Annotated in this window: 21 protein-coding genes and 2 tRNA genes; 15 read left to right on the plus strand and 8 right to left on the minus strand. The window is 42.0% G+C overall.

The annotated features are described in order from the left end of the window. Nucleotides 1-36 precede the first annotated feature (36 nt). The 6 genes from BHR79_RS10590 to BHR79_RS09725 all read right to left on the minus strand — a co-directional run bounded on the left by BHR79_RS10590 (nt 37) and on the right by BHR79_RS09725 (nt 4,494). A tRNA-Trp gene (locus BHR79_RS10590) sits at nt 37-236 on the minus strand. Between the two features lie 103 nt (nt 237-339). Continuing rightward, nucleotides 340-1,395: a nicotinate mononucleotide-dependent phosphoribosyltransferase CobT gene (cobT, locus tag BHR79_RS09705; RefSeq protein ID WP_072562129.1), complete on the minus strand. Its 1,056-nt coding sequence runs from the start codon at nt 1,393-1,395 to the stop codon at nt 340-342. 27 nt (nt 1,396-1,422) lie between these two features. Further along, nucleotides 1,423-2,859, minus strand: coding sequence for a proline--tRNA ligase (gene proS, locus BHR79_RS09710; RefSeq protein WP_072562380.1), 1,437 nt, complete (start codon nt 2,857-2,859; stop codon nt 1,423-1,425). Nucleotides 2,860-2,909: 50 nt separating this feature from the next. Continuing rightward, nucleotides 2,910-3,560, minus strand: coding sequence for a ZPR1 zinc finger domain-containing protein (locus BHR79_RS09715; RefSeq protein WP_072562130.1), 651 nt, complete (start codon nt 3,558-3,560; stop codon nt 2,910-2,912). Next, on the minus strand, nt 3,557-3,934 hold the full coding sequence (locus BHR79_RS09720; protein WP_013037251.1) for a cell division protein SepF: 378 nt from the start codon (nt 3,932-3,934) through the stop codon (nt 3,557-3,559). The genes BHR79_RS09715 and BHR79_RS09720 overlap by 4 nt, the downstream gene beginning before the upstream one ends. A 77-nt stretch (nt 3,935-4,011) precedes the next feature. Further along, nucleotides 4,012-4,494: a DUF1947 domain-containing protein gene (locus tag BHR79_RS09725; RefSeq protein WP_200796363.1), complete on the minus strand. Its 483-nt coding sequence runs from the start codon at nt 4,492-4,494 to the stop codon at nt 4,012-4,014. A 210-nt stretch (nt 4,495-4,704) separates the two neighbouring features. Here BHR79_RS09725 and BHR79_RS09730 point away from each other — a divergent pair, with 210 nt between their 5' ends. The 5 genes from BHR79_RS09730 (at nt 4,705) to BHR79_RS09750 (ending at nt 12,031) form a co-directional block, all read left to right on the plus strand. Next, complete coding sequence (locus BHR79_RS09730; RefSeq protein ID WP_072562131.1) at nt 4,705-6,150, plus strand: phytoene desaturase family protein; 1,446 nt, start codon at nt 4,705-4,707, stop codon at nt 6,148-6,150. Nucleotides 6,151-6,301: 151 nt separating this feature from the next. Then, nucleotides 6,302-9,481, plus strand: a complete 3,180-nt coding sequence (ileS, locus tag BHR79_RS09735; RefSeq protein WP_072562132.1) for an isoleucine--tRNA ligase — start codon at nt 6,302-6,304, stop codon at nt 9,479-9,481. Then, nucleotides 9,482-10,108, plus strand: coding sequence for a 6-hydroxymethylpterin diphosphokinase MptE-like protein (locus BHR79_RS09740; protein WP_072562133.1), 627 nt, complete (start codon nt 9,482-9,484; stop codon nt 10,106-10,108). A gap of 58 nt (nt 10,109-10,166) precedes the next feature. Next, complete coding sequence (locus BHR79_RS09745; RefSeq protein ID WP_072562134.1) at nt 10,167-11,258, plus strand: DUF373 family protein; 1,092 nt, start codon at nt 10,167-10,169, stop codon at nt 11,256-11,258. A gap of 2 nt (nt 11,259-11,260) precedes the next feature. Beyond that, a complete protein-coding gene (locus tag BHR79_RS09750; protein ID WP_072562382.1) occupies nt 11,261-12,031 on the plus strand; it encodes an MTAP family purine nucleoside phosphorylase in 771 nt (256 codons plus the stop codon). Between the two features lie 2 nt (nt 12,032-12,033). Here BHR79_RS09750 and BHR79_RS09755 read toward each other — a convergent pair whose 3' ends face one another. Next, entirely contained in the window at nt 12,034-12,858 is an 825-nt protein-coding gene (locus tag BHR79_RS09755; protein WP_083433094.1) for an RAD55 family ATPase, read from the minus strand. Between the two features lie 148 nt (nt 12,859-13,006). Here BHR79_RS09755 and BHR79_RS09760 point away from each other — a divergent pair, with 148 nt between their 5' ends. From BHR79_RS09760 to BHR79_RS09805, 10 genes are all read left to right on the plus strand, one after another. Beyond that, nucleotides 13,007-15,490 carry a DUF5814 domain-containing protein gene (locus BHR79_RS09760; RefSeq protein WP_072562135.1) on the plus strand — a complete coding sequence of 828 codons (2,484 nt, stop codon included), beginning with the start codon at nt 13,007-13,009 and terminating at the stop codon, nt 15,488-15,490. Nucleotides 15,491-15,546: 56 nt separating this feature from the next. Beyond that, entirely contained in the window at nt 15,547-15,918 is a 372-nt protein-coding gene (locus tag BHR79_RS09765) for a DUF3467 domain-containing protein (RefSeq protein WP_072562384.1), read from the plus strand. A 129-nt stretch (nt 15,919-16,047) separates the two neighbouring features. Then, nucleotides 16,048-16,275 (plus strand): LSM domain-containing protein, encoded by a 228-nt coding sequence (locus BHR79_RS09770; protein WP_072562136.1) that lies wholly within the window; start codon nt 16,048-16,050, stop codon nt 16,273-16,275. A 14-nt stretch (nt 16,276-16,289) separates the two neighbouring features. Then, nucleotides 16,290-16,634 carry a helix-turn-helix transcriptional regulator gene (locus tag BHR79_RS09775; RefSeq protein ID WP_072562137.1) on the plus strand — a complete coding sequence of 115 codons (345 nt, stop codon included), beginning with the start codon at nt 16,290-16,292 and terminating at the stop codon, nt 16,632-16,634. A gap of 59 nt (nt 16,635-16,693) precedes the next feature. After that, nucleotides 16,694-16,768 (plus strand) — tRNA-Glu (locus BHR79_RS09780). A 393-nt stretch (nt 16,769-17,161) separates the two neighbouring features. After that, entirely contained in the window at nt 17,162-18,106 is a 945-nt protein-coding gene (locus BHR79_RS09785; RefSeq protein WP_072562138.1) for a phosphotransferase, read from the plus strand. After that, the gene (locus BHR79_RS09790) at nt 18,085-18,753 is read left to right on the plus strand and encodes an HAD family hydrolase (RefSeq protein WP_072562139.1); all 669 of its coding nucleotides are present in this window, start codon (nt 18,085-18,087) and stop codon (nt 18,751-18,753) included. Before BHR79_RS09785 ends, BHR79_RS09790 begins: the two co-directional genes overlap by 22 nt. Before the next feature lie 73 nt (nt 18,754-18,826). After that, nucleotides 18,827-19,240 carry an NUDIX domain-containing protein gene (locus tag BHR79_RS09795; RefSeq protein WP_072562140.1) on the plus strand — a complete coding sequence of 138 codons (414 nt, stop codon included), beginning with the start codon at nt 18,827-18,829 and terminating at the stop codon, nt 19,238-19,240. A gap of 85 nt (nt 19,241-19,325) precedes the next feature. After that, nucleotides 19,326-19,580, plus strand: coding sequence for a hypothetical protein (locus BHR79_RS09800; RefSeq protein WP_072562141.1), 255 nt, complete (start codon nt 19,326-19,328; stop codon nt 19,578-19,580). 58 nt (nt 19,581-19,638) lie between these two features. Further along, on the plus strand, nt 19,639-20,592 hold the full coding sequence (locus BHR79_RS09805; RefSeq protein ID WP_072562142.1) for a phosphotransferase: 954 nt from the start codon (nt 19,639-19,641) through the stop codon (nt 20,590-20,592). A gap of 73 nt (nt 20,593-20,665) precedes the next feature. Here the strand turns inward: BHR79_RS09805 and BHR79_RS09810 are convergent, their stop codons facing one another. After that, nucleotides 20,666-20,881 carry a winged helix-turn-helix domain-containing protein gene (locus tag BHR79_RS09810; RefSeq protein ID WP_072562143.1) on the minus strand — a complete coding sequence of 72 codons (216 nt, stop codon included), beginning with the start codon at nt 20,879-20,881 and terminating at the stop codon, nt 20,666-20,668. Between the last annotated feature and the right edge of the window lie 8 nt (nt 20,882-20,889).

Below are 20,889 nucleotides of genomic sequence, written 5' to 3' on the forward strand. Positions count from 1 at the left end.
ATTTAAAGGTTTGTGTTACAACAGAAAAGAAAAACGTGGGGCTGGTGAGATTCGAACTCACGATCGACGGGTCTCTCCGAACAACTGCACTTAGCAGCTTTGACTGTTCTTATGAACACATATCAGTGCTCCAACGGTTCCTCACTGGCAAACCCCGTCGGGCAAGCCTCAGTAGACCCGTTGTTCATCATTTATCCGCTGGAGCCCGTCGCCATTCCTGGCTAGGCCACAGCCCCGCAAAACACGTTGCATGAAACGTGTAAGCATCCACCCAATACACCTCATATATAATATATTTACCGGTGCAGGGACGGACAATCAAATAAATATGTAGTGAATTTACTCATAATCTTCCAGCAGATCTGCCAGATCAATGCAAATCTTCTCCACCTGTGCCGTCATTTCCTGACGGGAGTGACCCAGCAAACGTCCCATATAAAACGCCCCGCCTGCACCAACTCCTTCTTTCACATAGCCCTTTTCGTACTGCTGGAGGCCTACAAGTTTAGATTTGCCAAATCCGAGATCTTCAGCAAACATTTCTACTCCAATCTGTTTTGCCAAATCACGGAAATTTGCAGTTTCATCATTTGCCACATAGCTCGTAGTAACAATGGAAAGATTATCAGTATCCATTCCCATATGTTTTATAATACTGAATACGGCAGCCATCTGTGTTCCACCTGCAAGAATTACACGTGTACCACTACCTATACCGGAAACAAGTCCAGCAACCGCAGGCATCATGGGATCACCCACACAACGTACAGCTTCAAGTGGATCCTGCCTGAGTTTTCCATGAGTGATACCTGAAGATTCAAGAGCTTGCTTTACAACCTGTGCTTTCAGTCCTATAGGATTCACTGAAGCACTACTGCTCACTTTTCCATCATATCCCAGAGCATTAAGAACTGCCTGAGCAGTTGTCGTCCCACCGGGAATACTCTCCCCAATAACTATGAAATCTGACTTCGCCTTAAGGTTTTTACCCGTTTCTTCTGCACGTTTGAAAACAGTGTACGGATCATCTACTGCAATTTTATTGCGTATATCCGCCCCTGCAGGCACTTCAAGGTCTATCATCGGGACTTTAGGGGTGAACTTCATACCTGCACGCACAAACACATGAGGAACTCCCGTAGTAACCAGAACGGCACGTGTAGTGAGCCCAGGCGTAGGGGTGTTAAAGGGAGGAGTCATAGGCAATACGGGAACACTTATGATATTCCCCGTTTCCAGCAATTCAGCATCTCCCGCAGGAGTATAATCTGTAAATTTGGCACTCTTTCCTGCGGCTGAAAGACCCTCTATATATGCAGTTTCGGTATTGGAAAGCACGCATACGAAAAGAGGATTTTCGGGTACATCTTTATGTCCAGATCGGAATGAATCCATGATAACCACTGCTTTATTTAATGAAATTCAATATGTTCTTGCAATATAAATGGAATTGGCTGCCTCTTCACCACACAGAGGGCATTTTTTACCCTTACAGTCAGGTTGTTCTCCCGGTATTCCGAGTATCCCCGCTCCAATGACATCTTCCATCTCTTTACCGCAATCTTCTTTTCCACACCAGTATGTCTGAACAATTCCATGAGCCAGTTTATCTTTGATCTCTTCCAGACCCTCACAAAGGAAAATATGTTCCCGTAACTGGGCCTCAGCCTGTGAATACAGGTTTTTATGTACATCTGCGAAGGTGTCCTTTATCGTTGAAGCTATATCTTCAAGTGGAATCTGTTCTTTTTCGCCGGTGTCCCTTCTTGCCATCATCGCTGCCTTATTTTTCAGGTCACGGGGTCCAATTTCCAGCCTGATAGGCACACCCTGCATCTCCCATTTGTAGTATTTGGCACCCGGGCGCTTATCGCTATCATCAGTCTTGACATTAATACCGGCATCCTTGAGCTCTTCTGCTACCTTTTCACAGGCTGCAAGAACTTCCTCGGGTTTTTTGAATATGATAGGAATGATAACAACCTGGACGGGTGCGACCTCAGGTGGAAGTACAAGTCCCTTGTCATCCCCATGGGTAGAAATCAGCGCTGCAAGACAGCGTTCGGAAACGCCATAACAGGTCTGGTGAGCATATACCTGCTCTCCTTCAGAGTCTTCATAGGTTATTTCAAAAGTCTTTGCAAAATTGTCGCCCAAATGATGGGCAGTACCCACCTGAAGCGTTCTTCCGTCAGGCATCAGTGAATCAACAGCAATCGTATAATCCGCACCCGGAAACTTGTCCCATTCAGGTCTTTTGGAAGACAGTATCGGTATCGCAAGCCTGCGGTAGAATTCAGTATAGATCCTGATTGCCTCATCTACCTGCCAGGCGGCTTCATCCCATGTAGCATGAACCGTATGCGCTTCCTTGAAAGAAGTGATCTCCCGAAGGCGTATAAGGGGACGCGTGTGTTTTGTTTCATAACGGAATGTATTGACAATCTGATACAGGCGCAAGGGGAGGTCTGCATGAGAGCGCACCCAGAGTTTATACATAGGATATATGGCTGTTTCACTTGTGGGCCGCAATGCAAGATTTACTTCAAGGGGAGATGTGCCTCCATGGGTCACCCAGTAGACCTCATCCTCAAATCCCTTAATGTGCTGTGCCTCTTTCATAAACTCGGCTTCAGGGATAAGCAGAGGGAACATTGTTTCTTCATGGTCCCTATCAAGAAGTTCCCTCATAATAGAATATGATTTTTTTCTGATAGTAAAACCGAAGGGATGCCATACATAGAGACCCTTTACAGGGTAACGTACATCCATTATCTTTGCAATTTGGAGTAATTCATTATACCATTCACTGAAATTGTTTTTTGATGGCAGTGATGCTTCTTTTTCCTGTTCGCCCATAAAGTCACCAGAAATTGTTTTTAAAAATCCTGCGAAGATAAATAGACCCATTATTTATAGTCATTTCCAAGAGGTTGGATATTTTCAGAAGAGTCAACCTTAAGATCAGCGGAATCAGCATCCAGGATTACCATCCCTGTCTTAAGTGCTGATGCCTCCTCCGAAGTAAGATTGATGCATGATGCCCTCTCAGATATAATAGTGCTGTTACCCAGTGGATCTTCCATTATGACGGTAAGATTAGCCTTGCTGGAAAGCGTATCATTTAACCTTTCCAGAATTTTATTTCCGGCAGCCTCTTTTTCCGGGTCATCTTCCGACCATTTAATTGCAGTTTCCACTACGTCCCTGACCCTACAGAGCAATCCTTCAATATTTGTCACATAGGAATCAGAAACACTCCCGGGTTCTACAACAATACCAAGTTCAGGAATTCTTATAGTTCCCGATATTGAGCGGATAACCCTGCAGTTAAGGTCTTCTTCCTTTTCTATTTTCAATTCACAACGTATCGGCTCTTTCTGAGTCAGGATCATAGTGTCTGTAAAACGAAAACCACAGCCACACCGACTCGTTACATACATAACTTCACCAAAAAAAGGTATATCGTCGCTCTGCCAGTGTATAACCATTTCATTGTGGCAAAGGGGACATGTGGTTTGGGTATCAAACCCCTCTTTCTTTTCGTTTTCAGAGTTCAATATCTCCCACCAATTACCTTGGACCTGTCTATTTTTACGCCGGTTGGTGTTACCAATACCTGATCTTCTTTAATCCCTGCGATATCACCGTGGACATCGATTATAACTTCCTTGAGATCTTTCAAAGCACGATCCAACATCAGTTTATCAGCCTTTATATTGGAAATATCAATCATAAGGATATTACCGTCATATATTTCCTTTTTAAGGGACGGTAATTCATTAAGATTGGTAAGTTCAGCAACCCTTACATAAGTTTCAGCAGGTTCCTCATCCATTACCTCTTCATATTTACCAAGATCAAGTTCAGTGTACTCCTCTGCAGAAGACGTAGCTTTAGTTCCACTTCCGAACAATTTGTCCATGAATGCCATAGTCCGCACCTTTTATTTTGAATTAAATAACGATAATGTCCTTATAACGTTCATTATATTTTAAAGATATCTTTGCCTTAAAGTTCCAGATTCCAGAATTCATCCCCCACATAATGCAGGGATTCGACTGCTTTACCTGAATCTGCAACCATCTGGGTTCCCGGAACAAGGGCTTTTCCAATAGCCAGTGGTTTATTATGAGCTTGCTCTTTTATAACGACAATGTCCCCTTCTTTGATAACAGGATCTGCCGAAACAATACCCGGACTCATTATATCAGCGCCGTTAATTACAAATTTAACGGCACCCTGGTCCACAACTACCACATATTCATTTATACCATATTCAAGCACACCCCTAACTGTAGGGTGCCAATCTTCCTCATATTTGAAGAATAATATTTTACCCTCTACAATGAGGACTTCCATATCATCTGCCCGGGCACTTTCTATTTTACTATCTTCAAGACGGCTAATCTTGCCAAACTTTTCTTCCATTCCTTCAAAAAGTTTTTTCCTATCGGATTTCCTCAATTGTACCCTTGATTTAACCTTCAACATATCACCCGGACGGACAATCTGATTGTATTAGAATAAAAGCTGTCATAAGGATTTAAACCTTTATGCCTAAACCGGTTTGTTCACTTTGCCTAAATTATTTAAACCCATTGTCGTATTTAGTGAAAAATACATCTGTCAATCTTGATTATCCATTACACATATGAATCTACAGAACAATCTGAATTTTCAGGGTCTTTAAAGGAGAATATTATGAATAAATATGATGCCATTGTAATTGGTGCAGGAGCAACAGGCCTGCTTGCCGCACTAACACTTTCAAAACACGGAAAGAAAGTACTGGTACTTGAAAAAAATCGCCATGTTGGAGGAAACTGTAACAGTTACGATGTTGATGGTTTCCAGGTCGATACAGGACCCCATGCTATAACCCATCTGGAAGCAGGCCCTCTAAAAAGATTGATGGAAAATTACTTTGACTATCTTCCTATTTTTGAGGATTACGGAAATTATTTTGTCAGAACTGAACGCAATTTTCTAAAAGTACCTTCTAATCTCAAGGAATTTGCTGTATTCGATGCACTGCCCCGCAAAGACAGGTTACTTATTGCACAGACCCTCACCAAAGAATTGACATTTTCTACCTTCGGGGTCGACCTTTCAAAAAAATCTGTATATGATGCACTGCCAAAGACACTATCCACTGATTCATATAATTTTGTTGATGCTATTTCTCATTTCCTTTCCGGCAAGTCAATGAAGGAAACCTCGGTGCACAGAATATTAACAGGGAGCAGTTTTGTCAGGGACAGTATTACACAGGCACAATTTGCCAGTATTGTATCAAAACCTGACAGACCACCGGTTGAGTCTATCCTCCAATCCATCATCCCTGCAAATTACCATAATCAACTACAACTTCGGTTTAACAGTGTATCAAGCCAATTTTCATCCCTTGGAAGACTTGCAACAAACAAGGCAAATTATTCCCAGGGATATCCAAGAAAGGGCCTCAAAGCACTGCTCAATGCAATCCTGTATTCTTTACCTGATTCAGTTGACATAAAGACTGAGAGTGAGGCTAAAAAGATACTTGTTGAAAAAGATCAGGTAACAGGAGTGGAAAGCGATGAAATCTATCTTGCAGACATAGTCATACACACCGGTTTTGTAAAACACTTACCCGAATTAGTGCAAGATTTACCCCGCAAATATATCGAGGATTTGGATGGAATTGTTAATAGTAAGAGCCTGACTGTATGGCTGGGTCTTGATGAGACAAGGAAGGAATTCAATTACAGAGGTTCTGAAATATGGTTTAAGGATAATGCCTATTGGGCAATGCCAATAAGTAACTATGACCCAACCCTTGCCCCGCCAGGGAAACAACTTGTAGGTTTTGCTTTTGCAATAGATGACTCTTCTCCTGAGAAAAAAGAGATGAAAAAAGCCCATGAGACCATATACAAAGCTGTTCCAGACATTCAGGATCATGTGGAAATGCAACATGACCAGGTAACCATTCCTGAAAAAGCTGCGGTTACCATAAATGGCCATTTTGCAGGAATAAGAACGCCCATAAGGAATCTTTATGTGGCGGGTACTGACACCGATAGTCGCAGTATGGGAATCACACGTGCAGCATATTCCATAATTGAAATGCTAAGAGTATTAAATGAAGATTCAAACCTGCATTGAACACGTGTATTATGTTCTTAAAAGTTGGATTCCAGCAACCATTTTGGCATTCAGTATAAAAGATTCACGAATTATTTAAAGCTAAATTATTTAAACCCATCGTAGTATTTAGGATAATCAGAATATCAGCTGTTCATGGAGATTACTTATTATGATCAAGGAAGTTACCGATCAATATAGTGCACAAAAAATCGAGGAAAAAGTCCACAGATTCTGGGAGGATAACCAGGCCTACATGAAAGTAAGAGAACATCGCCGTGGAGAAAAGCGATTTTTCTTTGTGGACGGTCCGCCATACACGACCGGACATATACATCTGGGCACCGCCTGGAACAAAATTATCAAAGACTCCATACTTCGTTACAAATCCATGAATGGGCATGATATTATAGACCGGGCCGGTTGGGACATGCACGGCCTCCCCATAGAAGTAAAGGTTGAGGGTGTTCTGGGTTTTGAATCAAAAAAAGATATTGAAAGTTATGGTGTCGAAAAATTTGTTGATAAATGTAAGGAATTTGCCCTGAAACAAAAGGACGCCATGACAGACCAGTTCCGCACCCTTGGTACATGGTTGGACTGGGAAGATCCTTACATGACCCTTAAGGATGAATACATAGAAGCTGCCTGGTGGACCCTCAAACAGGCTTACGAAAAAGACCTGCTTGAAGTGGGTAAACGGGTCGTGAACTGGTGTCCCCGCTGTGAGACAGCAATTGCAGATTCTGAAGTTGAGTATGAAGATCGTACCGATCCTTCCATTTTCGTCAAATTTGCAGTAAAAGATGAAAACGACACATATATTGTCATATGGACGACCACCCCCTGGACTATCCCGGCAAATATGGGTGTGGCTGTAAATCCTGATTTTGAATATGCAAAGGTAAGGGCCGTGAAAGAGGAAAAGGAAGAAATACTCATAATGGCCTCCGATCTTGTGGAAAGTGTACTTAAAAAAGGACGATACACAGATTATGAAATCCTTGAAACAATGTCAGGTGAAGATGTTGCCGGCATGGAATACAACCATCCACTTGTAGAAAACATACCAGAACAGGCCGAATTCGATCACCGTGTTTACCTTGCCGATTTTGTAATTGCTGAAAATACAGGTTGTGTCCACATTGCACCCGGACATGGAGTTGATGACTTTGATGTAGGAAAAGCAAATGATATTCCTGTTTTTTGCCCTGTTGGTCCAAACGGTCACTATACCAATGAAGCCGGCAAGTATGAAGGTATGAACATCCGGGATGCCAACAAAGTTGTGATGGAAGACCTTGATGCAAAAGGCCTCCTGCCTTTTGAAGAATCCATCTCACACCGCTATGGCCATTGCTGGAGATGTAAGACACCTATCATCTATCTTGCCACAAAACAGTGGTTTATCAAGATTGGTGACCTGAAGGAAGATATGCTTGCAGAAATTAAGAAGGTTGACTGGCATCCTGACTGGGCCGGTTCTGCAAGATTCAGGGACTGGATCGAAGGGGCCAGGGATTGGTGCATATCCAGGCAACGCTACTGGGGAATCCCCCTGCCTGTATGGAGATGTGAGGTATGTGAATCTCTCAAGGTCGTGGGAACCCGCAAGGAACTGCAGGAAATTGCCGATGTTGATCCAAACACCGAACTTCACAGGCCCTATGTGGACGATATCAAATTAACATGTGACTGCGGCGGCCGTATGTCAAGGATAGAGGATGTTTTTGATGTATGGTTTGACTCCGCGGTGGCATCCTGGGCCACACTGAACTATCCTCACCGGGAAGACCAGTTCAAAGAATGGTGGCCTGCAGATTTCATAACTGAAGGACATGACCAGACCAGAGGGTGGTTCTATTCCCAGCTCGGTGCCAGCATGGTGGCCTTTGGACAAGCTCCTTACAAGAGTGTGCTGATGCACGGTTTTACACTGGATAGCACAGGAAAGAAAATGTCCAAGAGTCTGGGTAATGTGGTACAGCCCCATGAAGTCATCGAAAAATACGGCGCCGATTCCCTGCGTTGCTATGTGCTTTCTTCAAGTGCTCCCTGGGACGACCTGAAATTTAACCAGGATGAACTTGCAACGATCCACCGGACAATAAACATTCTCTGGAATGTCTATCGTTTCCCTCTTCCCTACATGGCCCTGGATGAATTTGATCCACAGGAAATTTCTTTTGAAGCAGTTGAACCATACCTGCGCAAAGAAGACCGCTGGATATTATCCAGGATGCAATCCGTAATAGAAGAAATGGACAGGTCAATGGAGCAATACCTCCTGCACCGTGCTATCAGGACCATCAATGAATTTGTATTGGAGGATCTTTCCAGGTGGTACATCCAGCTAATTAGACCTCGTACCTGGAATGAGGCGGATGATCCGGACAAACTGGCAGTTTACAGGGTTCTTTATGATGTATTTGTAACCCTCTGCAAAGTAATCGCCCCGTTCATGCCCCACCTGGCCGAGGAAATGTATGCTAATATTGTGAAAAACGTTGATCCTGATGCATCTTTGACTGTCCACATGTGTAACTGGCCAACAGTGGATGAATCCCTCAAGGATACCGACCTTGAAGAAAAAATGACTGCAGTGCGTGCCATGGTTGAAGCCGCATCCAATGCACGCCAGAAAGTCAAAAGAAAACTACGCTGGCCGGTCAGCCGTATAGTCATTGAACCTGAAAACAGGCAGGTCTACGATGCTGTAATGGATCTGCGTTTTGTCCTTATGGATCAGACAAACGCTAAGGACATAGATCTTGTGGAAGTTAATCACAGCTGGGATGAACTTGGCGTAGAGGCCTCCCCAAATCACAGCGCTATAGGCCCGGTCTTCAAACAGGATGCAGGCAAAGTCATCCAATATATCCAGAAAGCCGATGCAAATGAATTGAAAAAAGGACTTGCAAATGGAGAAATGGATATATCCCTCGACGGTGAATCTGCAACCTTAACCCCGGAAATGGTCAAGTTTGAGGACAAAGTACCTTCAATGGTTGCTGTGGCAGATTTCAGCGGAGGGAGAATCTATGTGGATGCAAACCTGACCAGAGATATCGAATCCGAAGGTTTTGCCCGTGAAGTGATCCGCAGGATACAGGATATGCGAAAGGAACTCGACCTGGAAGTGGATGAGAACATCCTTGCACATATCCGTATAGATGACGAAAGAATCGTCGACCTGGTGCTGGACAGGGAAAACTACATCGCAAAAGAGGTCAGATCACAGGTTCAGGTAATTGGCTTTGATGTGGATGCTACAGGCACTCTGGTAAAAGACTGGAATGTGGAAGGCATAGATGTGCATATTGGAATATCCCCTGCTAACAGAGGAATTTGAATGGAATATGACAAATGGGAACCAATATACAAAAAAATAGTAGAAGATTTCGGTTTTTCCGAAGATGCTGATGCAAATGCTGCACAGCTTCTTTCAAATCTTCTCATCGGGCCTGTAAAAGCGGACCTAAAAGATCTTACTGATATAATCAAGGGCAAAGATACATTAATTTGTGGTAATGCGCCCACACTGAAAAAAGATCTTGAGCAGGTAAACCCTTCAGACCATGCAATCATTGCTGCCGATGGAGCAACCTCAGTCCTGCTTGAGCAAGGCCTTATTCCGGCCGTGATTGTAACTGATCTTGATGGCGATGTTGAAAAAGAGATCGAAGCAAACAAGAAAGGAGCCATAATGGTAGTGCATGCCCATGGAGACAATACAGGCAAGATTCTTTCTTTTGTACCTCTTTTGACCAATATTATCGGTACATCTCAGACAAAACCACCACACGGCCTATTCAATTTTGGAGGCTTTACAGACGGCGATAGGTGTGTTTTCATGGCTCATCAACTGGGGGCAACTTCCATGACCCTGGTTGGTTTTGATTTTGATGATGACAATGTCGATGAACTCAAAAAGAAAAAGCTTAACTGGGCACGTCGGCTTATTGAAGGATTTGCATAAGAATGCCGCTCCAGATAACCTATATATAACTTCGTATTAATTTATATCTAGAACTTCAATGCAAACTCTGGTAATCTGTATAGACCGGGACAACGACCTTGGGGACAAAGCAGGGGTCCAAACGCCAATTATAGGCAGAGAGGCTCACGTAGATGCTGCTGTCAGGCTTGCGTCTGCGGATCCGGAAGATTCAGACATCAATACACTGTTTGGCGGGATCCGTGTTTATGACGAGCTGAAAGGAAAAGGGACCGATGTGGAACTGGTCTCTTTTGCAGGTGACCGGAATGTAGGTGTTATTTCCGACCAGCGCATATCACGCCAGCTTGATGATGTACTTTCCCGTTATAATCCACAAGAGGCTATTTTTGTTTCCGATGGAGCTGAAGATGAAACCCTTTTACCCATCGTTCAATCAAGAATAAAAATCGATTCGGTAAAAAGGATAGTCGTCAAACAAAGTGCAAATCTTGAAAGTACATATTACATTCTAAAACATGCATTCAACGACCCCAAGATTTCCCAGACATTTTTTGTCCCCCTAGGACTTGCAGCTCTTATCTATGCCATATTCCTCCTGGCCCGATATCCAGAAGGAGCAATTATTGGAATCTCCGCTGCTATTGGCATATATATGTTATACAGGGGATTCAACCTGGACGAATCGTTTGTAATTGCCAGGGAAAAGATGAAACAAGCTTTCTATGCGGGCCAGATGACCTTTGTAACCTATATGGCCGCAGGGTTGCTTATAATAATCGCAACCATAATAGGAGCTCTTGAATTATGGGGCTACTATACAACAGGAGGTGGCTGGTATTATGGCCTGGTTACTCTTGTGACCGTTTTCATAAACAAATCCGTATGGTGGTATGTTTCAGCCTTCCTTTTTGCGATTGCAGGAAAGATAATTGATCTTAAAATGGAAAAACATTTTTGCTGGAGAAAACTATCCCCTGCCCTGTTTGTGATTGCAATAGGTTTTCTCTTATGGGGCTCCAGTGAATACATTTTATCAATAAGTTCCCTACCTTCCGAATCCACAGCAGGTAGTTTCAGCTTACAATATTTCATTTACTCGGTAGTGTTATCCATAATTTCAGCCCTTGCGGGTGTAAAGTTATCCATTACAGGTAATCGAGAGAAATGAAAATGGACAGGGAGATTTCTTTTGCCATAATTGGAGGTGTGGGCTTCCTCAAAAATAATGGTTATGAAAAAATGACCATTTCAAGTACCTACGGGAATGTGGAGTGTTTTATTGGTAAAACCAGTGGTATGAATTTTGCCTTAATACCCAGACATTCTATATCAGGCCCGCATATCCCTCCTCACATGATTAACTATCGTGCCATAATATGTGCGGTGAAAAAGCTTGGTGTCAAACAGGTAATAGCCACAAATTCTGTAGGTTCCATGAAAGGCCACCTTACAGGCTCATTTTTTATCCCTGATGATTTCATTGATTTTACAAAGGGGCGCGAGTCCACATATTATCATGACCAGACCGTACATGTGGACATGAACCAACCCTATTGTCCAAGACTCAGACAATCCCTCATGAGTGCTGTGCAGGAAATCAGGGAAGACTTCTTTGAAGGAACATACGTATGTACTGAAGGACCACGTTTTGAGACTAAAGCAGAGATAAAAATGATGGCTTCATTTGGGGATGTTGTAGGTATGACCGGCCTGCCGGAAGTTATACTTGCCCGTGAAACGAAAATCTGTTATGCCTCAATATGTACAGTTACCAACCCTGCATGTGGCATGGGCAATGAAAGATTGACAGCAGATGAAGTGGTTGGCGTACTTAAAAACCGGGAAAAAGTACTGTTTGATCTTATTATTAACACATTCCTTTGTATGGATGACAAAAGGACATGTATATGCAGGCTGGCAAAAGATCAGGCATGCCTTTAAGATCAGACAACATCCTTTGATGTATCAATGTGGACCCCATCTGCCACATTGAACTTGATAACATCAGAAGTAGGTACCATACCTCTTATTTTCGGGATTGAGAGCTTGTTTATTATTTGATCCGATGATCTTTCAATGATTACGTCAAATATCACATCTGCAGAATTGAAGAGATCACTTTCAAGTGCTTCAGGACTACTTCTTTTAAGGCTGTAAAGATAGGTTTGTGAAACCATCTGTTTTGTTGTTTCATAAAGCATGTTTAATAGACGTTTGATCAGGCCTGTATTGACATTAAGATTGGTATAAAAGGAAAAAGTATCAAATATTACATTCACCTCATCGCCTTCCGCATCCAGAGCAATATTCTGTAGATTGTATTCTGTGAATTCGATTATCTTCGAATCAACAAACTCATTGCCCACACTGCTAACCATTTCTCCGGTTTGCGTAAAGTAGTATTCTCCATAAACATCAACAAAAATAATATTGGATGGATCAAAGCCTAGGTTTACTATGTCTTGATGGATATATTTAGGACGCCGACCTGTGGCAAAATAGTAAGTTTTCCTTGTCTGAGAAAACTGGTACAGGAAAACTTCGGACATCGACAGAGGATCTGCAGAAAAATAGATCAATGAACTTGACGGTAGACCCCCACTGAGACTGTCATCAAGTAAGGATATACCCGTGGGCATAACAATGGATTTTGATTCAGCAGCAGATGCACTTCCTGAATACTTATTTGAATTGCCCAAAACATTCTTGTTTTTTGGCGGTTGTGTCATTTGCTGAACTTCAAGATATCCATTATTGTTATTCTGCATATCCTACCCTTCACTACTAACTATTACTATATGGAGCATATTTATAAAACTTTACGCCAAAATATATTGAATAATATTTGATCAAAGATATAATATTATACGAAGAAGACGCTTACTTTATAAAAGGGAAATACGTCTATCACAGAATATGACCCTCTGGACTCTTCTCTATCCTTTAAAAGGTAAGGTCACAGTAATGCTGATTAAAGACCGAAAAAAAACTCCTGCAATAGTAGGTGAACTAACCCTGCGAAGTACCAGCGCAGGACCGCGACCCTTACGATTTCTGGTATCAAAAGATAAGAAGCAGGATTACCGTTCCCCTGAGGAATTTATCGAACTACTCAGACGTTCGGAGAGAATATTGATTACCAGGCAGGGAGATGCCAAAAACCACAAAAAAATCATTGAAATGCTCGGAGGCTTCCACCTTACCGGTGAAATGGTAGATGTGTGTCGTTTCTGTCTGCTCAATAAGGAATTCAATTTTGTGAACAAGAAATCTATTTCTAATCAGGGAGAACGCATCTGTGAAACGTGTGCACAGGAAGAACTGAAACGAGCGCTGCGTAATTCCCAATGCCATTATTCGGACGAGGCCATACAGCGCATATTTGATGTCTTGAACAAGACAAAAGACCTTGACCGCACAATCGGCATGCTAAATCCTGAAGAGATTGATTCGGAAGTTACAAGATACGACACAATTGCTTCCAAAGAAGACCAGAACCCATATCCAATAAGTAAACTTCCAATATCCGACCAATTCAAGAAATCATTATTAAAAAAATCTAAAACCCTATTACCTGTACAGAGTATTGCTGTACGCAAGGGTTTACTAAAAGGAAATAATCTTCTTGTGACCTCGGCAACCGCTACCGGTAAAACATTGATCGGGGAGATGGCAGGTATTGAGAATATCCTGAAAAAAAGAGGCAAGATGCTTTATCTTGTGCCGCTGGTTGCTCTGGCAAACCAGAAATATAGCCAGTTCACTGGAAAGTATAAAGGTTTTGGACTCCAGACTTCAATACGCATAGGAAGTTCGCGTATAAAAACGCGCAAGACGGAGAAAATGTCCCGTTCTCTTGATACAGATATTATTGTCGGAACCTACGAGGGAATCGACCACATTATGCGTTCTTCCAAAGCAGATATGCTGGGTCAAATTGGCACAGTGGTCATAGATGAAGTCCATATGCTGGAAGATGAAGAACGCGGGCACCGTCTTGATGGTGTTATTGCACGTCTCAAATATGCAGCACCAGGGGCACAGTTCATTTATCTTTCTGCAACAGTCGGAAGTCCCCACGCCCTTGCAAAACATCTGGATGCTGAACTTGTGGAGTACGAACATCGTCCGGTCCCGATTGAAAGGCACCTTATATTTTGTCCCCAGCAAAGCAAATTGAGAATAATGACCCGTCTGATACGTGAAGAATACAATCAGGTTTCTTCAAAAGGTCATAAGGGGCAGACCATCGTCTTTACAAATTCACGTAGAAACTGTCATCGTCTTGCAAATGCCCTGCCAATCCCGGCATCTGCTTATCATGCGGGACTGGCCAATCCGGAACGTAAGAAAGTTGAAGACAGATTTGCCTGCGGAAAGCTTCCTGTAGTAGTGACAACAGCAGCTCTGGCAGCAGGTGTTGATTTCCCTGCCTCGCAGGTGATATTTGAATCCCTTGCAATGGGAATTGACTGGATAAACCTGCAGGAATTCTTGCAAATGCTTGGAAGAGCAGGAAGACCGGACTATCATGACAGAGGCGTGGTAGTTTTGCTTGCAAGTCCGGATAAGACATACGGGGGCGGACAGGCTGTGACAGAAGATGAGATGGCGGTGAAACTGCTCAAAGGCCAGATGGAAGAAATGAACCTGAAATATGGCCAGGAAGAACAGGAAGAGGAAGTCCTGGCTTCGGTTGCAGTCACAAATTCAAAAGCCGACCTGAACTATATATGCAGCAAGATGGTGGAGGATATTGATCTTAACTCCATTGTAAATAAACTGAAAAAATACCGATTCCTGACACAGAAAGGCGATGGTATCAAATTGACCCGAATGGGCAGTATTGCAGCCCGACATTTCCTCTCTGCTTCACGTGCGTTTCTTATCCGGGATGCGGTACGTGCAGGCCAGGACCCGATTGAGATTGCAGCCAATCTAGAGTTTTTCGATGCGGTTTACTTTAAGTTTGCACCCCAGATATCAGCAGCGTTGAACGTGAATATGCCATCACGGGTATTTCAGGGAGCTGCTCTGGATATTGTATTTGAGGGGGATAACCTGTCCCAGCTGGAAGAGAAGATCAGAGATCAACTCTTCGAATTTGCTACTGATTTTTTGACATGTGGATGTAAAGAGAGCCCGTATTGTGGATGTGCTGAAAAGAATTTTTCCGAAATGATTATCAGAATGCGTGCCAGTGGTCGCGATCCCGAGAAGATTGCAGCCAGGCTGAACGAAAAGTATGGTATCAGTGCTTATGTTGGTGATCTTTATGGTTATCTTGATGGAGTTATCCGCAACCTTGATGCTATTGAAATGATGGCAAGTGCCCATTCAAAACCGGATATCGCAAAACAGGCAAAGGATCTGAAAAAGAGTGTGGAAGCCGGCCGATGAAATGCAAAACATATTAAGGCATAAGGTTTATGAAATCTGGAAACGAGGACAAGGTTATGGCTGAGGAAAAAAAAGAAGGGCAATCCCAAAAAAAGAATATGAAAATCAAGTTGCATAAACCAGAGCATTTCAATCAGGTCTACGCCATCGGGGCAATGGGTGGCCACAGTCCCTATGATTTCAGGATATGTTTTTATAATGATACCCCTCGAGGAGTATCAAATGACAATGAACAGGTAATCGAGCGTAACCTCGAATCAGAAGTAATCCTGTCACCTCTGGCCGCACTGGAACTCTCCAGATGGCTCGACCAACACATCAGGGAATATGAAGCTGCTTTTGGCCCGATTTCCAGAAAGAGTGCGCAGAATACTTCTACTAAAAAACCGGTAGATGATGACAGTTCACATCTGCAGGGGTATATCTGAACAGGGAGCAAATATATTTAAACCTGCAGGATTATGATCGTTAGGCATAAATAGGGGAGACTACAGTTTATATTCGCGTATTTTAACTTAATCTATATTTAAAAATGATATTTGTGTGAGGATTTTATTTTGTTCCCGAATAAGAAGGTACAGAAACTTGTTGGATCCAGAATTCAGGTTGAAATGAAAGGTGACCACAGTTTACTTGATGGTATTCTGAAAAGCGCCGATGATTATATGAATCTCCATCTGGAGGACACCTTTGAGATGGTTGAAGAGGAGCGTCAGCGTTCATTGGGCTCTGTAGTATTGAGAGGAAACAACATTATCTTAATAGTACCGGCTGAAAAACAATAATTAGCGGGTTATTCATGGGAATTGAAGAAGAGGCATTAAGTCTAATTCGCAAACATCCAGAGGGTGTTTATCAGAATGAGCTATGGAAGGATCTCGACATTGATAGTCGTAAGTGCTCCCGTCTGATTTCCCGCATGATGAAAGAAGGAAAGATCATCAGGGAACCAGCTGTAGCCAACGGGTCACGCACCTATCTTATTAAAGCGACAACACCGGATGAGAAAACCTATGAACTCATGCTTGCAGCAGGCATGTTCTCTCCGTGCACAGGTTGCAGGCTTGCGTGCCACCCCGAACATTGCGAATCTCTTACTGAATGGATATTAAGGCTTATTAAAGAAAAACAAAATCAGGCCTGACAAAAACTATATATACTAGTAACGTATAGTAGGGTCGCTTTTAGATAGCGGCCAACTGTGCTCCGATAGTGTAGTCCGGCCAATCATTCCGGCCTTTCGAGCCGAAGACTCGGGTTCGAATCCCGATCGGAGCACTCAAACTTTTTTATAAGAGTTTTATATAAAGTTATAGATTTGACACTCTACCTATGCAAGAAAGGCTACAATAATATAATTTAATATTATTAAAAAAACTTCTTATATGTCGCATATGTAACTACGAACTAATGCAAGATAGTCCATATGTGCAAAAATGGCCTATTCCCTTGAATCCTACTTTTTGACCCATTTTTACCAAAACTGAAAGTTTCGCAAAAAATCAACAACCATATGTGATGAATTCCAACATCTACCCAAACTCCTTCATTCCTATCAAGGGCATTCATGGTTTTTATAAGAGAAACTACAACTTATACTGGGGATACATATGCCATCCATTCTGGCATAAAGCATCATTGTTCCATCAGCTAAACGAGAGGGGTTGAACAGTGGCATCAGAAAGGTATGTAGGAACACTTAATCCGGGCAATATTTTCAGGGACTGGCTGGTCCATGTAGCCGGAGATAGAATTCAGAATTCGGATTGCCTGGTGGATGTATTCAAAATGGAGCCTGCCTCCCACACAATTTGCAGATGTAACTTTAAAGATGAAGGATTCAGCTTAGTATGTAAATTCTTTGCAGAACCTACAGGGAATATAACCCAGTACGATCCATACATGGCAATGCTATATGAATATGAGAATCTCAAAAAAGTTGACAATTTTATCAATGTAACAAGACCACTTGCAGTAAACAGCGATTTCAATTGTGTTCTTGTAACGGAATACATCTGTGGAACACCGTTATCCTGGTATTTTGATCATGAAGAAGATCTTTATGGCCATCTCGAAGCGGTTGCCTGCTTGCTTCAGAAACTCCATCAAAACACCCGCACATATTATGAAAAGAAATATGAATTCGCAATGTTCCACAAAACACTGGATTACCTGAAGCTGCCTCTTCCTATAAGAGAAGAATATAATCGCCTGCTTGGAATCTGGTGGCATGGGCCCCTTCTTGACATTGACCACGGATGCATAACCCATCATGACCCAAACCCGACAAACTACCTCTTTACAGAAGATAAAATCTATGCAATCGACTTTGAACTTTCATATCGTAATTCTAACTTTATACATGATCTTGGCATCCTGTGTGCAGAAATCAAGAACCAATTTTCCTTAAAAGGTTCATACAGCAGGGCCGAGTCTTACATAGAACACTTTCTTAGAAAATATAGCAGGGACGGAAATGAATTTCACAATATTACACATACCCTACCCTTTTACATGAGTTATGGATTTCTGAGGATCTCGAGGTTGAAATGGACCGATGATCATCGCAACTATCTTCTAAAGGAGGCAATGGATTGTTTGAAAGCGGGAGAATAAAGGGATTGATCTTTGATTGTTACAAAACCCTGATAGATATCGACACTGATGAAGATGATGAAAGAACTTATGAGATGCTAAGTGTCTGGCTAAGATACAATGGGGTAAAAATCAAACCTGAAGTATTGAGGGATGAATACAAAAAAAGGATTCTTGAAAAAATGGATGTTTCGGGCGAGGAGTACCCAGAGGTGAAAGTAGAAGAGATATTTTCCGATATATGCTATGACTACAAACTCTGGACAATTGATGAGGAAATGGTTGGGATTGCAGCAGCACGCGTTTTCAGGGCATCTTCCATCAGGAGGTTTGAAGTATATCCCGAAAGTGTCAAGTTACTTGAAATGTGTACCCACATATCTAAAAAATGCATAATATCCAATGGGCAGAGGGTTTTTTCAGAAATTGAACTTCGCTATCTTGGCCTTTATGATGAATTTGATTTTGTGATGTTCTCATCAGATTTTGGATACAAGAAACCCGATAAACGCCTTTTCATGACAGCCCTCAACAAGTTTGGACTTGAGCCGGGAGAAGTGTTATCCATAGGAGATACTTTTGAGAACGATATAATCCCGCCCAGAGAAATCGGGATGGAGGCTTTGGAAATAGAAGAAGCCTGGAAATTCTGTGACATATTTACTTGAAAACCCGGAATACTATAGGAGTTTGGCTATTTGAATTATATTGAAAAACTAGAAAATAAAAGGAGGATATAAGATGGATATCTACAGGAGAAGAAGGGGAGCTGCAATTGTAGATACAAATGGGGGTATAATAGTTGTTTCACGTGGAGGAGAATGGTTTACACTCCCGGGAGGAAAAGCCAAGAATCGTGAATCAAGGTCTCAGGCAGCAATGCGGGAACTGAAAGAAGAAACTGATCTTAATGCGCATGATGCCAAATTTCTTTTCAAGCATCTGGGAGGCGTGCATAAATCTGGTAAAGGCTACTATTTCCAAAACCACAATAAAGTCTTTCTTGTAGAAGCAAAAGGAAAGCCAAGACCAAAAAATGAAATCAACTATGTTGATTACTACACTCCGGATTCCGATGTTCAGATATCTTCGACAACACAGGGCATGCTGAAGAAATATTATGAATTCAAGAGATCAAAATGGGATACTCACTGAAAATAATTGAAAACATCTAAATAAGTATTTCTTAGGACAATCTTTATGTTGGTCTATGAAGTGTAAAGGATTGGGGGGGTATAAAATGGTAACATTATTAGGACATGGTCTGACGAGCAGTGTAAGATATATGCTGGAATCTATGCCAGAGGGTTTTTCCCTAGCCATGAGGGTCTACATGTTGACTCATGAAAGTAATCTGCTTTTTCACGGTGTAACAAATTGTGACCAATCACCGGATGGTTATTGGCTGGCGGTTGCCTACTATCAGGATGGGAAACAAGAAGTCCACGTTTTCAGACAGGAAGACATCGGGGACATAAGAGTATTTTATGAATGAACGCAAGGTAATTACTTTTTTATTTTAATCATTTTGTTTTTGCTTGCAGGTATGTTTGATGTCAGGAACATATGTGAAAAAATTGAAACCCGGTGACCCTTTCAGGGACTGGCTTGTCTACATGCTCAAAGACAGGATTCAGAATAAAAAATGTGTAGTTCGTGTTTTCCAGTTTTCAGGATCCCACATGGTCCGCAGGTATGAGTTTGAAGGAGAAGGTTTCAGTGTAATGGCCAAGTTTTTTAACAGGCCAATGGGACTAATCAAGAAATATGATCCAGATAAGGCAATGGTCAATGAATACAAGAAACTCAAAAGAATCAAGCATATAATAGATATATCACGACCTATTGCCATAAACAGGAATTTTGATTGTGTACTTGTCACAGAATATGTTTCCGGCAGACCGTTATACTGGTACTTCCATCACGAAAATCATCTCTATGACAGCCTGACAGCTGTAGCCCATCTTTTAAGAAAACTGCATGATAATACAAAGACCTATTATGATAGAGAAAGAGAATTCAGGATGCTCAAAAAAAACCTGGATCATCTGGGGCTTGACCGTTCTACAAGAAAAAGGTATAAAAAACTGCTTGACAGTTGGTGGGATTCTCCGTTCCTTGATTTTGGATATGGCTGCATGATCCATCATGATGCAACTCCGGCAAATTACCTTATTCACAGGGGAAGGAGTTATGCCATAGATTTCGAGCTCTCGGTTCGTCATGGTAATCCCGTACATGACCTTGGCATCCTTTCTGCCGAACTCAAGAATTATTTTGCATTAAAGGGGAACGACCAACAAGCTGAACCCTATATAGGCCACTTTTTATGGAATTACAGTAAAAATAAGAAAGAATTTGACCAAATCACACGCATACTTCCCTTTTACATGAGCTATGGATTGTTGAGGATCGCAAGAGGAAATATGCATCATGGCCACAAGGATTATCTCTTAAAAGAAGCCGAAAGTTGCCTTTTGACTATTAAGAGACACTCCTGTAACTAATTGATATAATCCCGCCATGTAACTTATAAAGTATTATGGGATTATTCGATAGAATTAGATTTTGTAAATCCGATTACCTGAGACTTATGGACCATTTGTTTATACTTTTATGTATACTGATCTTATTTTCCCTTGCAAGCCACCCTAATGCCATCATGTATGTATTGTTATCGTAGCCGTTCTCCAGAAGATGGTTCTTCAGGTGAGTCATATTGCAGTCTCCCTTCTTAAGCTCATGATAAACAACTCCTGCAGCTTGTCCTATTTTAGTTCTTCTCTCTTCAGCCACACTCTCCC

Source organism: Methanohalophilus halophilus, assembly GCF_001889405.1.
In the GTDB taxonomy this organism is placed as follows: Archaea; Halobacteriota; Methanosarcinia; order Methanosarcinales; family Methanosarcinaceae; genus Methanohalophilus; species Methanohalophilus halophilus.

Excerpts from the sequence above, each read along its gene's own strand:
- cobT (WP_072562129.1), bottom strand. The coding sequence starts at position 1,395 with ATGGATTCATTCCGATCTGGACATAAAGATGTACCCGAAAATCCTCTT.
- BHR79_RS09725 (WP_200796363.1), bottom strand. The coding sequence starts at position 4,494 with ATGTTGAAGGTTAAATCAAGGGTACAATTGAGGAAATCCGATAGGAAA.
- proS (WP_072562380.1), bottom strand. The coding sequence starts at position 2,859 with ATGGGCGAACAGGAAAAAGAAGCATCACTGCCATCAAAAAACAATTTC.
- BHR79_RS09750 (WP_072562382.1), top strand. The coding sequence starts at position 11,261 with ATGGACAGGGAGATTTCTTTTGCCATAATTGGAGGTGTGGGCTTCCTC.
- BHR79_RS09720 (WP_013037251.1), bottom strand. The coding sequence starts at position 3,934 with ATGGCATTCATGGACAAATTGTTCGGAAGTGGAACTAAAGCTACGTCT.
- BHR79_RS09755 (WP_083433094.1), bottom strand. The coding sequence starts at position 12,858 with ATGCAGAATAACAATAATGGATATCTTGAAGTTCAGCAAATGACACAA.
- BHR79_RS09730 (WP_072562131.1), top strand. The coding sequence starts at position 4,705 with ATGAATAAATATGATGCCATTGTAATTGGTGCAGGAGCAACAGGCCTG.
- BHR79_RS09740 (WP_072562133.1), top strand. The coding sequence starts at position 9,482 with ATGGAATATGACAAATGGGAACCAATATACAAAAAAATAGTAGAAGAT.
- BHR79_RS09805 (WP_072562142.1), top strand. The coding sequence starts at position 19,639 with ATGTCAGGAACATATGTGAAAAAATTGAAACCCGGTGACCCTTTCAGG.
- BHR79_RS09765 (WP_072562384.1), top strand. The coding sequence starts at position 15,547 with ATGGCTGAGGAAAAAAAAGAAGGGCAATCCCAAAAAAAGAATATGAAA.
- BHR79_RS09745 (WP_072562134.1), top strand. The coding sequence starts at position 10,167 with ATGCAAACTCTGGTAATCTGTATAGACCGGGACAACGACCTTGGGGAC.
- BHR79_RS09760 (WP_072562135.1), top strand. The coding sequence starts at position 13,007 with ATGACCCTCTGGACTCTTCTCTATCCTTTAAAAGGTAAGGTCACAGTA.
- ileS (WP_072562132.1), top strand. The coding sequence starts at position 6,302 with ATGATCAAGGAAGTTACCGATCAATATAGTGCACAAAAAATCGAGGAA.
- BHR79_RS09800 (WP_072562141.1), top strand. The coding sequence starts at position 19,326 with ATGGTAACATTATTAGGACATGGTCTGACGAGCAGTGTAAGATATATG.
- BHR79_RS09795 (WP_072562140.1), top strand. The coding sequence starts at position 18,827 with ATGGATATCTACAGGAGAAGAAGGGGAGCTGCAATTGTAGATACAAAT.
- BHR79_RS09775 (WP_072562137.1), top strand. The coding sequence starts at position 16,290 with ATGGGAATTGAAGAAGAGGCATTAAGTCTAATTCGCAAACATCCAGAG.